Source organism: Olivibacter sp. CPCC 100613 (assembly GCF_036959255.1).
Lineage (GTDB): Bacteria > Bacteroidota > Bacteroidia > Sphingobacteriales > Sphingobacteriaceae > Olivibacter.
The window spans coordinates 592,494-612,277 of the sequence record NZ_JAWMTI010000001.1 but is presented as its reverse complement, the minus strand read 5'-3'; the positions used below and the strand labels follow the sequence as shown (position 1 = coordinate 612,277).

The window sequence follows — 19,784 nt, the reverse complement described above, 5'->3', positions numbered from 1 at the left end:
AGCTAATATAAAACCGATTCTTAACTTAATAGCTCCTTGATGTCATCCGCCGTCAACGATTTTACGAAACTTTCTTCTGTAGTTATCAATTGATTTGCAATGGTTTTCTTACGATCTTGTAAAGCCAGTATTTTTTCTTCAACACTGTCCTTTGTGATAAACTTATAGATAAATACATTTTTTGTTTGCCCTATGCGATGTGATCGATCTATCGCTTGTTGTTCTACTGCGGGATTCCACCAAGGATCAAGGATAAACACGTAATCAGCCTCTACAAGATTTAATCCAACGCCACCAGCTTTAATAGAAATCAAAAACAGCTTGACTTCCTTGTTGTTTCTGAAGTCGTTAACGACGTCCTCGCGGTTTCTTGTAGACCCATCTAAGTAAGCATATTTAATTTTTTTCTTATCGAAGTACCTCCGAAAGATTTCCAGCTGTTTTACAAATTGTGAAAATATAAGCACCTTGTGTCCTCTTGACAAAACATTGTCTAATGTATGCACAACATTTTCGAACTTGCCTGATTCTCCTTCATAATTTTCATCCACCATGCGGGGATGATTTGCCAGTTGGCGAAGCTTGGTTAATCCTTGTAATACCTGAATTTGTGATTTAACCATTAACTCATCCAGTGATTGTTCAAGAAGGACGTTCCTGTATTCTGATTTAATTTTTTCGTAATATTCGGCCTGTTCTTCGCTCATCTTGCAATAAAAAACCTGTTCAGATTTTGGAGGAAGTTCTTTGGCTACTTGATCTTTTGTTCTTCTTAATACAAAGGGTTTAATAATCGCTTGGAGTTTACGCGCTTTTTCTTCATCTTTTTTCTTTTCGATGGGAATCACAAAATCAGTTTGAAAGTGAGCGTGACTGCCCAATAATCCCGGATTTAAGAAGGACATTTGCGACCAGAGGTCACCTACCGAGTTCTCAACGGGTGTACCACTCAACGTTAGCCGATATTTACTCCTTAATTCTTTTACTGATTTGAATGATTTAGAGCTTGGGTTTTTGATATTTTGGCTTTCATCCAAAATAATATAATGAAAATAAAATCCCTGTAATAGCTCTTCATCAACACGCGCAATGCCATAGGTAGTAATAACAACATCAAACTTTCCGAAGTGATCGTTAACTTTTGGTCTATTGGTACCGGTGTGAATCAATATGTTTAAGGCCGGCGCAAATTTTTCGGCTTCGCTTTGCCAGTTGTAGATGAGTGAGGTTGGCATAATAATCAGCGAGGTGCCTTGTATTCCTTTTGCCTGTAATTCCTCACGTTCCTTTTGCAACAAAGCCAGGGTTTGCACCGTCTTTCCTAAACCCATATCGTCTGCCAAACACCCACCAAAATGGTAATTTTTTAAAAAGTGAAACCAGTTATATCCTGCCTTTTGGTAACTTCTCAAGGAACCCTTAAAATTAAGTGGCTGTGCAATATCATCAATTTGTTCGAACTCTTGAAGACGCTGTAACTTTCGCTCCATACTCAGTCCTTGGATATTACTTTGACTTAAGTCGTTGATTAGGCCGATATGATGTTTTTGGAGTTGGATGCTTCCCTTGTTTGCAGCGTAATAGAATAAGTTATTAAATTGCGCAAACCAGGCTTCCGGTATAATTGCGATTTCTCCCGAGGGTAAAATAAACTCCCTCTTTTGATGTAAGATATGATCTCGTAATTGTATAAAAGGAATTTCATGGGGCCCAAAACGGACGATCGCATGAACATCAAACCAGTCATTTTCTTCTTTTACTTCAAGGTCGATCTTCGTATTGCCAAGTAAATACTTCCGTTGATTTTCGGTCTTTTGTTCTATTTGGTATCCTTTATTGATGAGAAAATCGTGGTTTACATTGATCCAGTTGATTAACAGGTGCGTATCGGAAGCACCATCGGTATGTGTTGCATGATTTTTGATACTTAAGTTATTGAAGAGTGGATCAGGCTTCGATAAGCCTAAGCTCAGAAGTTCCTGTAAATGGTCTTCTTCCCATTTTAGCGATCGCTTTACGCGATGAAAGGTATAGCGGTCTTCCGACTCTTTGTAATCCATTCGAACGGTCACCTTATGTTCGCTACCCGCATCAAAGGTATAAGGGCCATATTTAAATTGCAATTGTGCAAAAGCATCTCCATTAGCTGCATTGACGATTTTTAGCAAAGGAGAAGCCTCATGTTGGTATGTTTTGATATCAAAACCTTCCGCGTAAACATGATGTTTGGTAATCAATGAACGCACAAACCGATCAAAGTAATTATATTCCGTATTTCTCGGTATACTGATATAACGTTTATTTAAGAAGGGAGATAATTTTTTTCCATCCAAATCTTGTTCAAAAGAGTATAAGCTGCCTTCCAATAATAGCCAGGCGGGTTCGTTGCTTATGATTTGCGCATTTTTGTACATAAAATCAATACGCATCCCTTGAAACTTTATCGTAGGAAAATAACGGGTCTCTTCTGCATTTCTGCGAAAATGAAATAGTACAGAAGCAGATTCCGATGCAATTGTCAGTTTCTCTTCTACGGGCCAGCCTTCTTTGCTCATTAAATAAAGGGGTTTGTCCCGAATGAGGTTTAATACATTGGCCAGTTTTTTATCAATTTTTGGACGGATATAATCAAATAGCTTCTTGTCGAAGATTTTGCTGAAAAATTCGCGCGGACGAATGGTCTTTTTATGCATTTTTTTGATGAGCTCGGATTGTTCTAACTCGTCCAGTAGTTTAACAATCTTTAGATCGCTTTCTTCCAAAGCAGGAGCGTATTCACGTGCAGTATTACTAAAAATTCGCTGATAGGTCAGTGAAAATTCTCCATTTGGGTTTAATTGTACGATATGTGGCTCAATTAAATAACCCAAAAATTCATGTTGACATAGAGAATAAACTAAACGGTATGGCTTTTGCGTATCGATCCTTAGCATCATCTGTCGTTAAAAAAGCTTTAAATATAAGGTTTTTAATGATATATTGCGAAATATTCCCGGATGGCTCATGAAGTTTTTTCCAATTTTTTTCTGCCTGCTATTTGGCGGTGCCTTATTTGCTCAGCAACAAGCAGCTAACCTTCATAAAGAAGCAATCGTAATTGATTTACACAATGATGTGCTCTCGGAGTCTATTATCAAAGGAAAGGATATAACAAAACCATTGACGAATGGGCACACCGATTTTCCACGGTTAAGGGAAGGAGGTGTTGATGTACAATTCTTTTCGGTATGGTGTGACGGGACGGTCGTAAAACCATTTGAATACGCAAATAGGCAAATTGATGCTTTATATAAACTCGTGGAACAACATGCGGACCAGATAACACTTGCTAAAAATGTAGATGATATTTATAAGGGACTGCAGCAAGGTAAGATCGTGGCTATGTTGGGGGTAGAAGGCGGACATATGATTGAAAATCGACTTGAAAATTTGGATAGCCTTTATCAAAGAGGCGTACGATACTTGACACTTACTTGGAATAACAGTACTGACTGGGCGAGCTCAGCTGCTGACGAACGAAAGGGAAAGCATGGAGGACTGACGGACTTCGGAAAACAGGTGGTGAAGCGGATGAATGCATTGGGGATGGTTGTCGACTTGTCACATGTAGGTGAACAGACCGTTGACGATGTACTAAAGATTACCGATAAACCTGTCTTTGTATCCCATAGTGATGTTTATTCCATTAATCCACATCATCGAAACTTAAAGGACAAGCAGATTAAGGCCATTGCGAAAAATGGAGGTGTTATCGGGGTCAATTTTTATGCAGATTTTCTGGATCCAACTTTTCGTCGAAAGGTTAGTGGATTATATGCCCGGTATGTTCGATCGCAAGATAGCGTAGTCCTAAGTATTGATAAAAAGTATCGCTTGCTTCCAAAGCAAGCAAAACAACAGTTGGCACCGCCGCTTTCGCTCGTTGTGGATCATATTAATTATTTAGTGCAATTGGCGGGTATTGATCACGTGGGCATTGGGGCAGACTTTGATGGAATGGACGCTACGCCGGCAGAATTAGATGATGTGAGCGCATATCCCCATTTAACCGGTGCGCTTATTGCATGTGGTTACACTGATGAAATGATTAAGAAGATATTGGGTGGTAATGTGTTACGGGTGCTTCGTGCGCAAAATCAATGATTAGGATTGATCGTCACTATCTTCTTTTTTAGCCCCTGGTTTAAATCGGGGTTTGAAACCTAAAGGCTTGGCGATGGTTTTTGCGTTGTCGCCTTCATCCGACTGCGTGTGTGTTGTTTTTTCCAGCGATTCGGGATCCGCTGATGTATTTTCTTTTTCCGGGGATGTGTTTTTTGTCGTACCGGCTTTAAATCGCGGCTTAAAACCTAAAGGCTTTGGTTTAGCCGTTTCATTGCCTTGGGGTTTTTCAGCTGCTTCGTTGGGTTTATCTTCTTTAATTTCTTGAACAGAAGACGGTTCTTGTTCTTTCGGAGACGACTCGGTAGCTGTTTTATTGGTGACACCAGCTTTGAACCTAGGTTTAAAACCAACAGGTTTGGATAGCTCTTTGGTTTCACCTACTTTCTGTGTTTCAGTGTCACTCTCTTCCTTGGGGTTGATTTTTTTATCCTGAAGGGGATCCAATGATTCCTTCTCTTCGGGAGCTGTTATTTCCTTCTTCGTTACCCCGGCTCTAAAACGCGGTTTGAAACCTGTTGGCTTGCTGACTTGCTCGGTGGTATCAATAGGTGTTGCTCCTGGAGTCTCCTTATCTTTCAAAGGTTCGTTTTCTACATCGTTTCCCTTTAAAGGAGCACTTTGCCCAGCTTTAAATCTTGGCTTAAAACCTACAGGTGCTTTTGTTGCGCGCTCGGTGTCTATTTCCTTGTTTAATGCAGGTTTGGTTTCTTCGCTAGAAGAAGCTGCCTTAAATCGCGGTTTAAAACCTGTAGGTTTAACAGCTTGAGGAGATTCAGCAGCGGCAACTGCCTTGTTTTCATCCAAACTGGAGCTGGTAATAGGTGTTGAAGAGACGGTGACGTTTTCGCTTAAATGAAAATTTTTTCGTAAGCGATTAAACCAGAATTTTTTCGTATGGTCAAAGCTTTTTTCACCCATTAATTCAAAATGACTTTTGAACTCACTATATAATTGAGGTTCTGCCTTCTCTAACTGATGAAGGTCTATTCTTTTTTTTATGAAGAAATCTTCGAAAGTCATCTTTTTAGCTGTTAACCGTTCATTATTAATTGTTAGCAAGTCATACGAATAACTAACCACCAAGAACTAGCAACCCATGTTAAACCATGTTATGATATACTGCTTGTACATCATCATCTTCCTCAATCTTATCGATAAGTTTCATCACTTCTGCTGAAGCTTCTTCCGAAACTTCGGTAGTCGATAAATTGATACGCTCTAGTTTAGCGCTTTTTACTTCAATGCCCTTTTCCTCCAATAGTTTTTGCATATTGCCAAAGTCTTCAAAAGAGGTTTGTACCACTGCAATATCATTTCCTTCTTCGTCTGCTTCAACATAGAGTTCTTCTAAACCACCGTCAATCAACTCTAATTCCAATTCTTCTAAATCCAGATCGTCGGTGGCGGCGAAACGGAAAATCGATTTGCGTTGAAAGATAAAATCAAGAGAACCCGTTTTACCTAAAGAACCGCCAGCCTTGGTAAAATAACTTCTAATATTGGCCACCGTTCTGTTGGTGTTGTCTGTTGCTGTTTCGATTAGAATGGGTACACCGTGCGGACCATAGCCTTCATAAACATGTTCTTCGTAGCCTTTTGCATCCTTCTCTGATGCGCGTTTAATTGCCGCCTCTATCCGGTCCTTTGGCATGTTGACTGCCTTACCATTTTGTATAGCAGTGCGAAGACGAGAATTAGATTCGGGGTGAGGACCACCTTCTTTAACCGCAATGGCTATTTCTTTTCCAAGACGTGTAAATTGGACAGCCATCTTGGCCCAGCGTTTAAATTTTCTTTCTTTTCTAAACTCAAATGCTCTTCCCATATAAAGTGTTCGTTAAGTAATTTCTAAATTTTTTTAAGGTTGTTTATCATCTCTTCTGTTAATGTGCTGAGATTAAATTGAGGCTTCCAGTTCCAGTCTTTTCGCGCGTACTCGTCATTAATAGAGGAAGGCCAACCGTTTGCGATGGCTTGGCGAGGGTCGTTCTTTGTATAGGTAATGGAGAATGTCGGAATGTGTAATTTAATCGCTTCAGCTAACTCTTCGGGCGTGAAACTCAGGCCAGTCAGGTTATAGCTACTTCGGATGGTTAATTTCTCTGCCGGTGCATCCATTAATTGAAGTGTACCTCGGATGGCATCTTCCATATAGAGCATGGGCAGACGCGTTTCAGCTGAAAGGAAAGACGCATAAGTTCCGTTTCTCAAAGCCTCATGGAAGATGTGAATCGCGTAATCCGTCGTGCCACCTCCAGGAGCTGTTTTCCAGCTTATCAACCCAGGATATCGAATACTGCGCACATCCAGGCCGTATTTGTTGAAATAATATTCGCACCATCGTTCTCCTGCCTGCTTGCTGAATCCGTATACGGTATTAGGATCCATGATGCAATATTGAGGTGTTTCCTCTTTGGGTGAATGAGGGCCAAAAACAGCGATGGAACTAGGCCAAAATACTTTACTGACTTTGTAGCTTACAGATAGATCCAGTACATTCAATAAACCGATCATATTTAAATCCCAAGCCATTTTGGGATGTTGTTCCCCAACTGCAGATAATACAGCCGCTAAGAGATAAACCTGTGTTGGTTTGTATTTTTCGAACAAAGATTGTAGCCGTTCCTTATCAAGGACATTTACAATTTCAAAAGGGCCTTGAGATGGTACATTCGGTTGCCTTATGTCAGACGTGACGACACTCTTTTCTCCATATTTTAAGCGCAAGGCTGTTGCTAATTCCGTTCCGATCTGTCCGTTAGACCCAATAATGATAATGCTTTCTTCCATCGCCCACAAACTTAGATAAATTGCCTTTCATATGCAACTGAGTAGTGAGGTGTACAGGGAAATCGCTTTTTAAAAAAGAACGTTTTTTTTATTCAACTTTTCTTGATAAAAGTTGAGCAAACCGAAGAACGTAGTGATGAGTTCATGAACTCATCTGAAAACAAACACATGTGAATAAATCAAGGCGGTGTAGGCTACCTTGCACCTGATGGCAAAGCATCACTGGCGCGTATTGGAGCCGTTTCACTTACTCAATCCGCTTGGATACTGCCATATGAGCAGAGGAGCAAATGCTTTGCTGCCCGTTGCGTCGGTATCCTCCAAGGCCGTTTATCCGACACTCGGGGCCCTATGGCTGCCCGCAAAAGCTCTTCGTTCAGCTGAAATATCGCCTAGGAAGTTTGCGGCTTGCAGGTTGAAGCACCACCGTCGTAGCAAAGTTCCAAGCGATGAGTCTTTGGTTACTTTTTTCATCACTTGTTCGTTTTTAATGGCATTCAAGCTACTTCGTGGTCTGCGGAAGAAAGTGACAAAAAAAACGTTCTTTTACTATAAAACACCTTTATCACTAGGTTAAAGGCGAATTTCCTGGTAAGGTGTGGCGATTTCGCTTTTGATATGTTAACGATTGTTTGCCTAAAATTTAGTGGCCAATACACAGCTCTTTCGATACTTTTTTATACCATCAGTTGCATTGTAAACCTCCATATAAACAACATAAATACCTACAGGAAGTCGTTGGTCGGCATCACTGATACCATCCCAAAATAAAGTGCCTCCGGTTCCAAGTAAATGATTTCGATATAAGTTTTTGACGAGATTCCCCTGTTCATTGTAGATATAGACATTTACCATATTACCACTTTGCTGAAAGCGATAGTTGATCTCCAATAGATCTTCAAAGCCATCATAGTCAGGTGAAAATGTTTTTGAGCTCAACCAGATGTCATCTTCCTGCATTACACCTTGCTGAGAATTTTGATAACCCGGTGTGGCATAACCTACAGAAGCTGCTGCAGAAGTGAAATTGCCGGGAGCATTGGTGTCTTTGTCGAAATGTTGTCTTTCAAGGGAAACACCTTTTTGGTCTTTCACCAAGGGATGGTGCATAGCCCTGTGATAATCCAGTCGGTCGATAACCGTTTGTCCGCTTATGATGGCAATTGATCCGCCTGCATTGGGTAGTTGAGGCATTGCAGTTACGTTAATGAAAGCCATTGGGTTTTCGGTATAGTAGTGATCTTTGACAAGGTCACCATCTTTACTTAAGACCATATATTGCTTGGGATAGAAGAGAGTCTCTTTTGTGGCAAGTGGTCGAATACTGATCAAACTATCTTTATCATTGACGCGAGCGATTTGTACGGTTTGTAAATTGATAATTTTTTCCGATCGGTTATACAGTTCTACGAACTCCACACTGCCAATTTTTGGATCAGGCAGTATTTCATTGATCAATATATCAAGTGGTTCTACTTGCGCATATAGTTTGAATGTTAGCAAAGACAACAAAAATGAAATTAATACAATAAGATGGGTCTTATTCATTGAATTGGTGGCGGTTTGGTTTATTTTTCTAAACTAAGATAGCGAACCTGGCACATGCCGACAAGATTTAAGTCGCTCAGGACCTATAATGAACAAACTGAATAAAGTTGATCGCATTTTTTGCAAACCATGAAATCGCCTGAATGTCTGTAAAACAAATCTAAAGGACGGATGTGAAAACAAAACAACAATGAAAAAAGCTGATTAATAAAAACATTCCCTTTTTAACTGTAAAAATTCGTATGTTTGAAGGTTAAAAAATAATGATTTATTAAAATTGACTATTAAAACAAAAAATTAAGACAAAAAATGAAAATTGCAGTCGTTGGCGCTACCGGACTCGTTGGTTCGGAGATGTTAAAAGTTTTAGCAGAGCGCGATTTCCCGGTAACAGAATTAATTCCAGTAGCCTCAGAGAAAAGTAAGGGCAAGGAAATTGAATTCAAGGGAAAGAAATATAAGGTGGTTACACCCAACGAGGCAATCGAGTTAAAGCCACAAATCGCTTTATTTTCTGCGGGTGGAGGAACCTCCACCACCTACGCACCTCAGTTTGCTGCGGCGGGAATTACGGTAATTGATAATTCATCTGCATGGCGCATGGATCCAACAAAAAAACTGGTAGTTCCGGAAGTGAACGCACATGTTCTTGCATCGGATGATAAAATCATAGCAAATCCAAATTGTTCAACGATCCAGATGGTAGTGGTATTGAAGCCTCTACACGAAAAGTATAAAATAAAACGTGTGGTTGTTTCCACCTATCAGTCGGTCACGGGTACGGGCGTGAAGGCAGTGGAACAGCTAAATAATGAAAGGCTCGGCAAGGAAGGTGAAAAAGCCTACCCTTATCAGATTGATCTTAATGTAATTCCTCAAATTGATGTGTTCCAAGATAACGGTTACACAAAAGAAGAGATGAAAATGATTCAGGAAACAAATAAGATAATGGGCGATGATCATATCCGTGTAACAGCTACTACAGTACGAATTCCAGTTATTGGGGGGCACTCAGAAGCTGTTAATATCGAATTTGAGAATGATTTTGATCTGGATGAAGTAAGAGATTTACTTGCGAAACAGTCAGGTGTTATTGTAATAGATGATCCAGCTAATTTGAAGTACCCAATGCCTAAAGATGCACACGGAAAAGATGAGGTGTTTGTAGGGCGTATACGCCGAGATGAGAGCCGGGAAAAAACACTTAATCTGTGGATAGTTGCGGATAACTTGCGTAAAGGAGCGGCAACCAATGCCGTTCAAATCGCCGAGTATTTGGTGAAACAAGGTTTGGCCTAGGCTAAAATTAAATAAAAATAAAGAGGAAGATGCGTGAAAACCATCTTCCTTTTTTACTTTTGGTGTGTCAGTATAATAAACAAAGCTATGAGTAAGGTCTTCTTGAGCATCTTTTTTGCTATTATCCTTTTTCCTCAATTTTTATTTGGAACAACTGCGACTACCAACGACGGAAAGGATACATTACGTATTATTACCTATAATATTCACCATGCGAATCCACCGTCAAAACCAGCTATAATTGATTTGAAAGCCATCGCGGCAGTTATTAACACCTATAAGCCAGACCTTGTTGCTTTACAGGAAGTGGATGTAAATAATCGACGATCCGGTAGAAATTTGAATGAAGCGACTGCCTTGGGAAACTTAACCGGAATGCATGCGCATTTTGTCAAGGCGATCGACTATGAGGACGGCGCTTATGGCGTTGCCATACTTTCAAAGTGGCCGTTGCAAGGCGTAGACAGCTTAAAGTTACCAATGGCCGACAGCAGCAATGGTGAACCACGTGTACTGGCGATCATAACCGTGGAACCGAAACCGGGTAAAGCGCTTGTTTTTGCGAGTACACACTTGGACTTGAGGGAACAGAATCGCGTATTACAGGCAAAAGCCATAGTCGAGAAATTGAATACTTATTCCCAACCCGTTATCCTGGGTGGCGATTTTAATGCGAAACCGGGATCGGATGTCATTGACTATTTTGACAAATATTTTTTAAGGAGTAGAACAGCCGGTAACGCCGCGTTTACGATTCCTGAAATAAATCCCAATCGGGAGATCGATTTTATTATGTTCAAACCAAACAAGCATTTCAAATCGATACGACATGAGGTTATTAAAGAACCGTATGCTTCCGATCACCTCCCCGTACTGGTTGAATTGACTTATTGAAGAGAAAACGGAACGTTGATAACAGAAACATGAAAATAATGGCGTTAAATAGTTGTATAAGGGTTGTATTTCATTTGGTTTTGATTGTTTTTTTTCTGATAACTTCGTTACACGCGCAACCCTTAGAGCAAAAAATAAACCTTGCTTATCAACAATTTGAACGTAATCCGATGCTGAAAAATGGGATCGCTTCCTTTACCGTATTAGATGCTAAAACGGGTGCGGTTGTGTTTTCTAAGAATGGTAATATAGGGCTTGCAACAGCTTCTACCCTGAAAACCATTACCTCAGCTGCCGCTTTTTATATATTAGGAGCAGATTATACATATCAGACACAATTATACTATACGGGTCAAATTGTTGATAGTGTTTTAACTGGAGATATTGTTATTAAAGGAAGCGGGGATCCTTCTCTTGGGAGCGATCGTTTTGAACGGACAAAGGAGTCTTTGTTGTTAACACAATGGACCCATGCAATTGTGAAGGCGGGGATAAAGAAAATAAACGGTAGCATTGTTGGTGACGATTTATTATACGGAGGGCAAAAGGCAGGTCCGCGATGGATTTGGCAGGATCTGGGAAGCTATTATGGTGCAGGAATCTCCGGACTGAACTGGCGGGAAAATTTAGTAGATGTTCATATTCAGCCTGGTAAGCAGGTAGGGGCCGCAACAAGCTTGCGGTCGACTGTACCTAACGTATCCTACCTCAAAATCGTTAATGAAGCCACAACAGGCAGTCCTGGTTCGGGTGATAAAGTATATCCCTACAGCGCTCCTTATTCATCCCTGATCTATTTAAGAGGAAGCTACGGTATCGATTTAAGAAAACCTATACAGATAGCATTGCCGGACGCGGCATATGATGCAGCGCTGCGATTACAGTTGAATTTAGAACGTCAAGGCATCAGTGTGCGGCAGCCCGCAACTACCGGTGAGCTACTCAAGCTATCGGGAAAGGGGGTGCCGGAAGAGGGGAAGACCCTGCTCATTCATCAATCTCCGACTTTAGCGGATCTCGTTTATTGGTTTAATCAAAAAAGTATTAATTTGTATGGCGAATCGCTCTTGATGACGTTGGCAAGGGAAAAAGGACAAATATCGGATACGGATGAAGCGGCCGATATACTGCGCGATTTTTGGGTTACCAAGTTAGGCTTGGAAAAAGGAACTATAAAGATCTTTGATGGTAGCGGGCTCTCTCCGGAAAATCGGGTTACGACGATGACAATGGCAAAAATTCTAGCGTTCATTAGGCGAGAACCCTGGTTCACTGCCTACTATAAAAGTATTCCTGTTTATAATGGCATGAAAATGAAAAGCGGTACCATTGGTGGTGTATTGGGATATACGGGATATCAAAAGGCCGCGAACGGAACAGAACTTGTGTTTAGCTTGCTCGTAAATAATTATGAAGGTACTGCTTATAATATGCGTCAGCAAATGTTCAAATTGTTAAATGTATTGAAGTAGTTAGAAATTAAAAATTAAAAAGTAAAAATTAAAAAGTAAATTTTACTAACAACTAACAACTAACAACTAACAACTAACAAACAACTTATAGCCAAAAAATGCTATCTTTGCATCATCATGAGTTATCAACTGCGCGTTTCGATTGATAAAGATTCCGGCTTTTGCTTTGGAGTGGTTTATGCCATTGACATGGCAGAGGAAATTCTGGAAGAGGAGGGCTATCTTTACTGTTTGGGGGATATTGTTCATAACGATGAAGAAGTGGCGCGCTTAAAAGCGAAAGGTTTGCGTATTATTTCCCATGGAGACTTACCAAATCTCAAGAATGAGAAGGTGCTGATCAGAGCACACGGGGAATCTCCCGAGACCTATAAAATCGCTTTAGAAAATAATATAACCTTGATCGATGCATCTTGTCCCGTTGTGCTGAAATTACAAAATAGAATAAAAACGTCTTACGATGAAAAGGAACAGATACTCATCTTTGGGAAACACGGGCATGCAGAAGTAATTGGTTTGCAAGGACAGACAAATAATGAGGCAATTGTTTTTCAGGATCTGGAAGAGTTGGATGCACGCGCGCTACCTGGTAAATTTACCTTATATAGTCAAACAACAAAGAGCACGGACAAGTTTTATCAGATTAAGGACGAACTGCTAAAAAGGGGATATGAAGTAAAGGCGAATGACACTATTTGCAGACAAGTGTCGAACCGTTACGAAGATTTGGCTGAATTTGCCCGGCAATTTGATAAAATCGTTTTTGTATCAGGCAGGAAATCTTCTAATGGTAAAGTTCTTTACGACGTTTGTCTAAGAAATAATCCCAAAAGCATTTTCATTTCTGATCCCGTAGAATTGGATGCTTCTCTGTTCAACCCAAATGAAACAATTGGCGTTTGCGGTGCTACCTCAACTCCTATGTGGTTGATGCAAAAAGTAAAAGAGCAACTGGAAAGCTTTTAACTTGATTCCCTTTCGCATTTCCTCCATTATCATATAAAGCTCACATTCATTCCTGACTAAAACCAAAGCGAATGCAAATTTGTAATTTTGTAAGATGGAATGAATGTACGAAACCCTTCTATTATGCAGAAAGGAATTTACTAACAAAGAATTTACAAATGAAAGCAAAAAAAGGCGTGTTATTGATTAATTTAGGAACGCCTGATAGTCCCAAGGTGCCTGATGTTCGGAAATATCTGGATGAATTTTTGATGGATGGACGGGTAATCGATATCGGTGTAATTCAAAGAAATCTTTTGGTAAGAGGGATTATAGTCCCTTTTAGAAGTCCGAAAACCGCTAAATTGTACAATGAGATTTGGGATAAGGAAAAGGGCTCGCCATTGCTTTATATCAGCGAAGAACAAGTCGATTTATTGCGTGCAGAATTGGGGGATGAATACCAGATTGAACTCGCGATGCGTTACCAAAACCCTTCTATCGAACAGGCATTGGAAAAACTTCGTTTAGCTATGGTTGACAGTATTCGCGTCATCCCATTATTTCCACAGTATGCATCTGCTACCACGGGGTCTGTGATTGAAAAGGTAATGCGTCTAATGAGTACATGGCCAACCTTTCCGGAAATTTCATTTGTCAATCAGTTCTATGATAACGAGTTGATGATCGAAGCTTTTGCTGACAATGGCAGATTAAAGAAGCCGGAAACTTTCGATCATGTGCTATTTAGCTTTCATGGCTTACCGATTAGGCAATTGAAGAACGTTGACAATTCCGGTAACCACGGTTGTGATGCCCCCAATTGCTGCGCGCAGATAACCTCAACGAATAAATTTTGCTATGTTGCGCAATGTCATGCAACAGCGCGGTTGATCGCGGATAAACTTCGCATAGCACAGGATAAGTATACTGTCTGTTTTCAGTCAAGGTTAGGAAAAGAACCATGGGTTCAGCCCTATACGAGCGATGCACTGGAGAAACTAGCCCATGAAGGCGCAAAAAGATTGCTGGTTTTCAGTCCGGCATTTGTTGCCGACTGTATAGAAACATTATATGAAATAACCGTAGAATACGGGCAAGAATTTAAGAAGCTAGGTGGAGAACATGTTGAGTTGGTACCAAGCTTAAATACCCATCCGAAATGGATAGAGGGGTTAAAACAGCTGGTGCTCGGTGAGCAGGCAAACATACCCAATATGCAGCTTGGAGAAACAATTGTAAACAAATAGCGTTGATGGCTAGCCTATTTTAGGGTTGGAAAGGGTTTTAACATGAGATTGATCGTTATTAATGTCTTTATACTACTTTTAATAGATCTTTATATTTATCACGCTCTTCAGAAAAGCACTTTACAATGGGCTAGAAAGCGATTTTTTAAAGCTATTTGGTGGGGATATAGTGCTGCTTTGTTCATTGGAGTTCTCGCAAGCTTGTATTTCAACCTGCCACTCATTGTTCGATCCATTATATTGGTTGCTTTTTTCCTGACCTTTACCAGCAAGATCTTCTATGTTCTGGTATTGCTTTTAGACGATTTTCGAAGAGGGGGGGTATGGATGAAAAGGAAGATCATCGGCAAAAAAAGCGAACCTAAAACAACAGAAGCTTCTTTGGAGACTGTTACAGCGAACATGGATCGTATCAGTCGATCTCAATTTCTCACCAGAGCGGGTATTGTTGTTGCTGCAGTACCTTTTGCCACGTTGAGTTGGGGAATTGCGGTAGGAGGTTACGATTATCGGATAAGACGACAGAAACTTTATTTGCCGAATTTGCCCAAGGCCTTTCACGGATTAAAGATTGGGCAAATATCAGATATTCATTCCGGAAGCTTTTACAATAAGAAAGCGGTGCAAGGAGGTATCGATATGTTACTGGCTGAAAAACCAGATGTAATCTTCTTTACGGGGGATTTGGTTAACAATAAGGCCGAGGAAATGCGTAACTATCAAGATTTATTTAGCAAAGTAAAAGCTCCATTAGGCGTTTATTCGACTTTGGGAAATCATGATTATGGAGATTACTTCTATGGGAAGGAAGACAGCCCTGAGAAGCGTAAAAATCTACAGCAGGTAAAAGATATTCACAAAATTATGGGCTGGGATTTACTTTTGAATGAGCATAGAAGATTGCGTGTGAATAACGAGGAGATTGGTATACTGGGGGTGGAAAATTGGGGGACAGGTAGATTTCCAAAATATGGGCGAATTGAGCTAGCAAAGAAGCACACGGAGGATTTACCTGTCAAGTTATTGTTATCACACGATCCGTCGCATTGGCGGGCCCAAGTGCTAGACAATAAGGATATAGATGTTATGTTTGCCGGGCATACGCACGGTATGCAATTTGGTGTCCGAGGAGATCGTTATCAATGGAGCCCTGCAGAGTACGTCTATAAAGAATGGGCTGGTCTTTATACCGAAGGAGACCAGCAACTTTACGTAAATGTGGGATATGGCTTTTTAGGTTACCCAGGTCGTGTCGGCATTTTGCCGGAAATAACCATTTTTGAATTAGTAAGTGAAGCCCCCACTGTAACATAATCCTGATTTGCATGTCTTAATAGCAAATCGTTTGAGACTATGTCAGTAAAGATGCCCTATCGAGAAAATATCAGGCTTTCCCTGGAATCAATTGCTAGTAATAAGCTACGTACGTTTTTAACAGCTTTGATTATAGCAATTGGTATTACCGCACTGGTAGGCATTCTTACCTCTATTGATGCTATTCAAAATTCATTAAAAGATTCCTTTTCAGCAATGGGTGCCAATTCCTTTAATATTAGGAATAGGGGAATCAATGTACAAATAGGGGGTGGCGGTACGAGACCCAAAGTTTTCAAAAAAATATCCTATCGTGAAGCACTGGCATTTCAAAAGAGATTCGATTACGGAGCGATCGTTTCGATTAGTGCCTATGCCTCTAATTTTGCGGTAGTCAAATACGAGAGCGAACAGTCAAACCCAAACATATCCATCTTAGGCGGAGATGACCACTATTTACAAACTGGTGGTTATAAATTAGAAAGTGGTCGAAACTTCACACAAAGAGAGTTAGAAACCGGATCCAATGTGGTGATTATCGGGAGTGAAATAAAAAAACGATTATTTAAAGAAGGGCAGGATCCGCTGAATAAAATGTTGGTCATTGGTAATGCAAAATACCTTATCATCGGCGTGTTGGAAGATAAGGGGTCCAGTGCTGGTATGGGGGCTGATAAAACCTGCATTATTCCCTTATTGCGTGCACGTGCAGCAGTTCAGGGAGAGATGCCTTCTTATACGATTACAGTAATGAGCGGTAACGCGCAGGGAATAGACCCAACAATTGGAGAAGCAACTGCCTTGTTTAGAAATATACGAGGCTTGGCCGTTACGCAGGAAAGCAATTTTGAGATAACCAAAAGTGATGCCGTTGCTCAGATATTAGTTAGTAGCCTTACCTATGTTGCCGTAGGTGCTTTCGTCATCGGTATCATTACATTAATTGGCGCCTCCATCGGTTTGATGAATATCATGCTTGTATCGGTGACCGAGCGAACACGGGAAATTGGCGTCCGAAAGGCGATTGGCGCTACGCCTAAGGTAATACGGATGCAATTTTTAACGGAGGCCATCGTAATCTGTTTATTAGGAGGGATTGGCGGGATATTACTTGGTATTCTAATTGGTAACATCGTTGCTATTGTCGTAGGAACGAGTTTCGTAGTCCCTTGGAAATGGATTATCATGGGAATTGTCGTTTGTGTAGGTGTTGGCATGATCTCAGGTTTTTATCCGGCCTCTAAGGCTTCCAAACTCGATCCGATCGAGGCCTTACGTTACGAGTAGAAACGGAGGTTTTAAATAAAACTTGCGAAAAAACACAAGTTTATCTATGTTTATCTCATGGAAGAGATAAATTGGCTTGATTTTGAAAAGGTGGAGCTCCGTGTCGGAACGATTTTAATAGCAGAAGACTTTCCAAAGGCTCGCAAACCGGCCTATAAACTAACAGTTGATTTCGGACCTGAAATAGGCATACGGAAAAGCAGCGCCCAAATTACGAAACATTATACAAAAGAAGAACTGTCAGGGAAGCAAGTGATTGGAGTGATAAACTTTCCCAGAAAGCAGATTGCCAATTTTATATCCGAATGTTTAATTACCGGGTTTGCAGACGAAAATGGCGATATTGTTTTATCTACCGTAGCGTCCAAGGTGCCTAATGGTGCTAAACTGATCTAGACCGTAATTTCTTTACAGATGAAATATATCAATTTTGAAGATACAAGTGATGCTGTATCAGACGAATTCTTTATGAAGGAAGCGTTACGCGAAGCCCAAAAAGCTTTCGAGTCGGATGAGGTACCTATTGGGGCCATCATTGTGCACGATGGAAAAATTATTGCCCGCGGGCACAACCTTACCGAAACACTGAATGATGTCACAGCCCATGCAGAAATGCAGGCCTTCACTGCTGCAGCTAATTACATTGGCGGCAAATATTTAAAAGACTGTACCCTCTATGTGACGATCGAACCGTGTGTCATGTGTGCAGGAGCTTCCTATTGGTCTCAAATTAAGCGAATTGTTTTTGGTGCACGGGATGAGAAGAGAGGCTATATTGCTACTTCGGCAGCTATTGTCCATCCAAAAACCACCGTTGTAAGTGGTGTGATGGAAGATACATGTCGAGAGCTGGTGCAGCGGTTTTTTCAATTGAAGAGAAGGTAAGTTTACCACCCGTATATTCTGTATCCTAGTAAAAGCTTCATGCTAATTGTCATCTCCTTATAAAAACCTTAATTCATGAGAACAATTCGAAGCATATATCGTTATATTTGTGTAGAACAAATCAGAAAATTAAAAAACATAAAATTATGGCTTTTTCACTCCCTGCGTTACCATACGCATCCGATGCATTAGAACCTCATATTGATAAAGAGACCATGGAGATTCACCATGGAAAACATCATCAGGCATATGTTGATAATTTGAATAAGGCAATAGCCGGAACCGATGCAGAATCGCTTTCCATTGAAGAAATCATAAAGAACATTTCAAAATATCCTGCTGCGGTTCGAAACAATGGTGGAGGCCACTATAATCACTCCTTATTTTGGACAATATTGTCTCCGGATGCACAAACAACTCCAAGTGGTGAGCTGGCAACAGCCATTGAAGAAACTTTCGGCTCTTTTGATGAATTGAAAAAGAAGCTTCAGGACGCAGGAGCTACGCGCTTCGGTTCGGGTTGGTCATGGTTGGTAGTAGACGGTTCCGGTAAGTTGCAGGTAACCTCAACGCCAAACCAAGATAATCCGTTGATGGATGTTGCCGAAGTTAAGGGAACGCCGATTTTGGGTATCGATGTTTGGGAACACGCCTATTATTTAAAATACCAGAACAAGCGTCCTGCCTATTTAGAAGCAATTTTTAATGTTATTTGTTGGAAATCAGTTGGCGAGCGTTATGCTAATGCTAAGAAATAATGATTAGTTCGGAATTTCCGAAAAAGTATTAAAAACATGTGAAAAGCAGTGTTTGCCTGGGCAACACTGCTTTTTTTCATCAGAGGCTAATTCAACCATATGCCCGGATTGAAGCTGCGGTTATCAAGCCTTGAGGAGATGAGGGAATCACCATTATAAAATTCAACAGATGAAAGCAATAGTCCTAGACGGAATCAACCTACCGTTAACAATAAAAAATGTAAATAAGCCGAAGCTAAAAGCAAATGAAGCACTCGTAAACCTTAAAGCTGCAGCCTTTAACAGACGAGATTATTGGATACAGCGGGGTGAGTATGCTGGGTTGAAATTTCCCATTATTTTAGGTTCAGATGGTGCTGGTGTTGTGGTGGAAGTTGGCAGCGAATCTGAAAAGGATTGGATTGGAAAAGAAGTTGTGATTAATCCGTCATTAGATTGGGGCGAAAGCGAAGCTGTGCAGTCATCCGCATTTCATATACTCGGGCTTCCTCAAGATGGAACCTTTGCGGAGTACGTAAAGGTCCCCCTTCAGAATTTACATATTATGCCCGCTCACCTTACTTTTGAGGAAGCTGCGGCCATCCCCTTGGCTGGGTTGACGGCATGGCGTGCGTTGTTTAGTAGGGCTCAGTTAAAAGCGGGGGAACGGGTATTGGTTGCCGGAGTAGGTGGGGGTGTAGCAAGCTTTGTTTTGCAATGGGCTGTGCTTGCGGGAGCAGAAGTATATGTTACGTCTAGTAAACGGGAAAAAATAAGAAAAGCGCTGGAAATGGGCGCCAAGGCAGGGGTGTTATATACCGATAAAAATTGGGTAGAAAAGATGAGGCCGGATGGCGGTTTTGATGTGATTGTCGATAGTGCCATAGGAAGGGATTTTGATCATTATATCGAGCTGGCTAAGCCTGGTGGTAGGATCGTGTTTTTCGGTGCTACAGCATCGGGTAATTTACCTGAACTCAATGCGAGAAAGATATTCTGGAAACAATTGAGTATCTTAGGTAGTACGATGGGGTCGCCCAAAGACTTCCATGATATGCTGGCATTTGTGAATAAACATCTGGCGAAACCTGTTATCGATGCGATCTTCCCCTTGGCACATGCAGAAGAAGCGTTGAGAAAGATGGACCGTTCGGAACAATTCGGTAAATTGGTCCTACGTGTTGATTAATTGAAATGAA

General features: G+C 40.8%; 18 protein-coding genes. 13 read left to right on the top strand and 5 right to left on the bottom strand.

Features of this window, described 5'->3' with window-relative positions; all coding sequences use genetic code 11:
- Nucleotides 1-20: 20 nt before the first annotated feature.
- On the bottom strand, nucleotides 21-2,933 hold the full coding sequence (locus RYH73_RS02395) for a DEAD/DEAH box helicase (RefSeq protein WP_335312589.1): 2,913 nt from the start codon (nucleotides 2,931-2,933) through the stop codon (nucleotides 21-23).
- A gap of 70 nt (nucleotides 2,934-3,003) precedes the next feature.
- Between RYH73_RS02395 and RYH73_RS02390 the strand changes: the two genes are divergently transcribed.
- Nucleotides 3,004-4,143 (top strand): dipeptidase, encoded by a 1,140-nt coding sequence (locus RYH73_RS02390; RefSeq protein ID WP_335311658.1) that lies wholly within the window; start codon nucleotides 3,004-3,006, stop codon nucleotides 4,141-4,143.
- On the opposite strand, the gene RYH73_RS02385 is transcribed toward RYH73_RS02390, so the two are convergent.
- The 3 genes from RYH73_RS02385 to RYH73_RS02375 all read right to left on the bottom strand — a co-directional run bounded on the left by RYH73_RS02385 (nucleotide 4,144) and on the right by RYH73_RS02375 (nucleotide 6,954).
- Nucleotides 4,144-5,184, bottom strand: a complete 1,041-nt coding sequence (locus RYH73_RS02385) for a hypothetical protein (protein ID WP_335311657.1) — start codon at nucleotides 5,182-5,184, stop codon at nucleotides 4,144-4,146. It abuts the gene before it with no gap.
- 79 nt (nucleotides 5,185-5,263) lie between these two features.
- Entirely contained in the window at nucleotides 5,264-5,989 is a 726-nt protein-coding gene (locus RYH73_RS02380; protein ID WP_335311656.1) for a YebC/PmpR family DNA-binding transcriptional regulator, read from the bottom strand.
- A gap of 23 nt (nucleotides 5,990-6,012) precedes the next feature.
- Nucleotides 6,013-6,954: an NAD-dependent epimerase/dehydratase family protein gene (locus RYH73_RS02375; RefSeq protein ID WP_335311655.1), complete on the bottom strand. Its 942-nt coding sequence runs from the start codon at nucleotides 6,952-6,954 to the stop codon at nucleotides 6,013-6,015.
- Nucleotides 6,955-7,162: 208 nt separating this feature from the next.
- Between RYH73_RS02375 and RYH73_RS02370 the strand changes: the two genes are divergently transcribed.
- Nucleotides 7,163-7,531, top strand: a complete 369-nt coding sequence (locus tag RYH73_RS02370) for a hypothetical protein (RefSeq protein WP_335311654.1) — start codon at nucleotides 7,163-7,165, stop codon at nucleotides 7,529-7,531.
- 59 nt (nucleotides 7,532-7,590) lie between these two features.
- Here RYH73_RS02370 and RYH73_RS02365 read toward each other — a convergent pair whose 3' ends face one another.
- Nucleotides 7,591-8,502, bottom strand: coding sequence for a lamin tail domain-containing protein (locus tag RYH73_RS02365; protein WP_335311653.1), 912 nt, complete (start codon nucleotides 8,500-8,502; stop codon nucleotides 7,591-7,593).
- Nucleotides 8,503-8,811: 309 nt separating this feature from the next.
- On the opposite strand from RYH73_RS02365, the gene RYH73_RS02360 reads away from it, so the two are divergent.
- The 11 genes from RYH73_RS02360 to RYH73_RS02310 all read left to right on the top strand — a co-directional run bounded on the left by RYH73_RS02360 (nucleotide 8,812) and on the right by RYH73_RS02310 (nucleotide 19,774).
- Nucleotides 8,812-9,801, top strand: coding sequence for an aspartate-semialdehyde dehydrogenase (locus RYH73_RS02360; protein WP_335311652.1), 990 nt, complete (start codon nucleotides 8,812-8,814; stop codon nucleotides 9,799-9,801).
- A gap of 87 nt (nucleotides 9,802-9,888) precedes the next feature.
- Nucleotides 9,889-10,695: an endonuclease/exonuclease/phosphatase family protein gene (locus RYH73_RS02355; protein ID WP_335311651.1), complete on the top strand. Its 807-nt coding sequence runs from the start codon at nucleotides 9,889-9,891 to the stop codon at nucleotides 10,693-10,695.
- Nucleotides 10,696-10,733: 38 nt separating this feature from the next.
- On the top strand, nucleotides 10,734-12,167 hold the full coding sequence (gene dacB / locus RYH73_RS02350) for a D-alanyl-D-alanine carboxypeptidase/D-alanyl-D-alanine endopeptidase (protein ID WP_335311650.1): 1,434 nt from the start codon (nucleotides 10,734-10,736) through the stop codon (nucleotides 12,165-12,167).
- Nucleotides 12,168-12,284: 117 nt separating this feature from the next.
- Nucleotides 12,285-13,133: a 4-hydroxy-3-methylbut-2-enyl diphosphate reductase gene (locus RYH73_RS02345; RefSeq protein ID WP_335311649.1), complete on the top strand. Its 849-nt coding sequence runs from the start codon at nucleotides 12,285-12,287 to the stop codon at nucleotides 13,131-13,133.
- A gap of 158 nt (nucleotides 13,134-13,291) precedes the next feature.
- Nucleotides 13,292-14,362 (top strand): ferrochelatase, encoded by a 1,071-nt coding sequence (gene hemH, locus RYH73_RS02340; RefSeq protein ID WP_335311648.1) that lies wholly within the window; start codon nucleotides 13,292-13,294, stop codon nucleotides 14,360-14,362.
- A 42-nt stretch (nucleotides 14,363-14,404) separates the two neighbouring features.
- A complete protein-coding gene (locus RYH73_RS02335) occupies nucleotides 14,405-15,676 on the top strand; it encodes a metallophosphoesterase (protein ID WP_335311647.1) in 1,272 nt (423 codons plus the stop codon).
- A gap of 39 nt (nucleotides 15,677-15,715) precedes the next feature.
- A complete protein-coding gene (locus RYH73_RS02330; RefSeq protein WP_335311646.1) occupies nucleotides 15,716-16,963 on the top strand; it encodes an ABC transporter permease in 1,248 nt (415 codons plus the stop codon).
- 57 nt (nucleotides 16,964-17,020) lie between these two features.
- Nucleotides 17,021-17,359, top strand: a complete 339-nt coding sequence (locus RYH73_RS02325; RefSeq protein ID WP_335311645.1) for a tRNA-binding protein — start codon at nucleotides 17,021-17,023, stop codon at nucleotides 17,357-17,359.
- Nucleotides 17,360-17,377: 18 nt separating this feature from the next.
- On the top strand, nucleotides 17,378-17,848 hold the full coding sequence (locus tag RYH73_RS02320; protein ID WP_335311644.1) for a nucleoside deaminase: 471 nt from the start codon (nucleotides 17,378-17,380) through the stop codon (nucleotides 17,846-17,848).
- A gap of 146 nt (nucleotides 17,849-17,994) precedes the next feature.
- A complete protein-coding gene (locus RYH73_RS02315; RefSeq protein WP_335311643.1) occupies nucleotides 17,995-18,606 on the top strand; it encodes a superoxide dismutase in 612 nt (203 codons plus the stop codon).
- Nucleotides 18,607-18,775: 169 nt separating this feature from the next.
- Nucleotides 18,776-19,774 carry a zinc-binding dehydrogenase gene (locus RYH73_RS02310; protein ID WP_335311642.1) on the top strand — a complete coding sequence of 333 codons (999 nt, stop codon included), beginning with the start codon at nucleotides 18,776-18,778 and terminating at the stop codon, nucleotides 19,772-19,774.
- Nucleotides 19,775-19,784 lie beyond the last annotated feature (10 nt).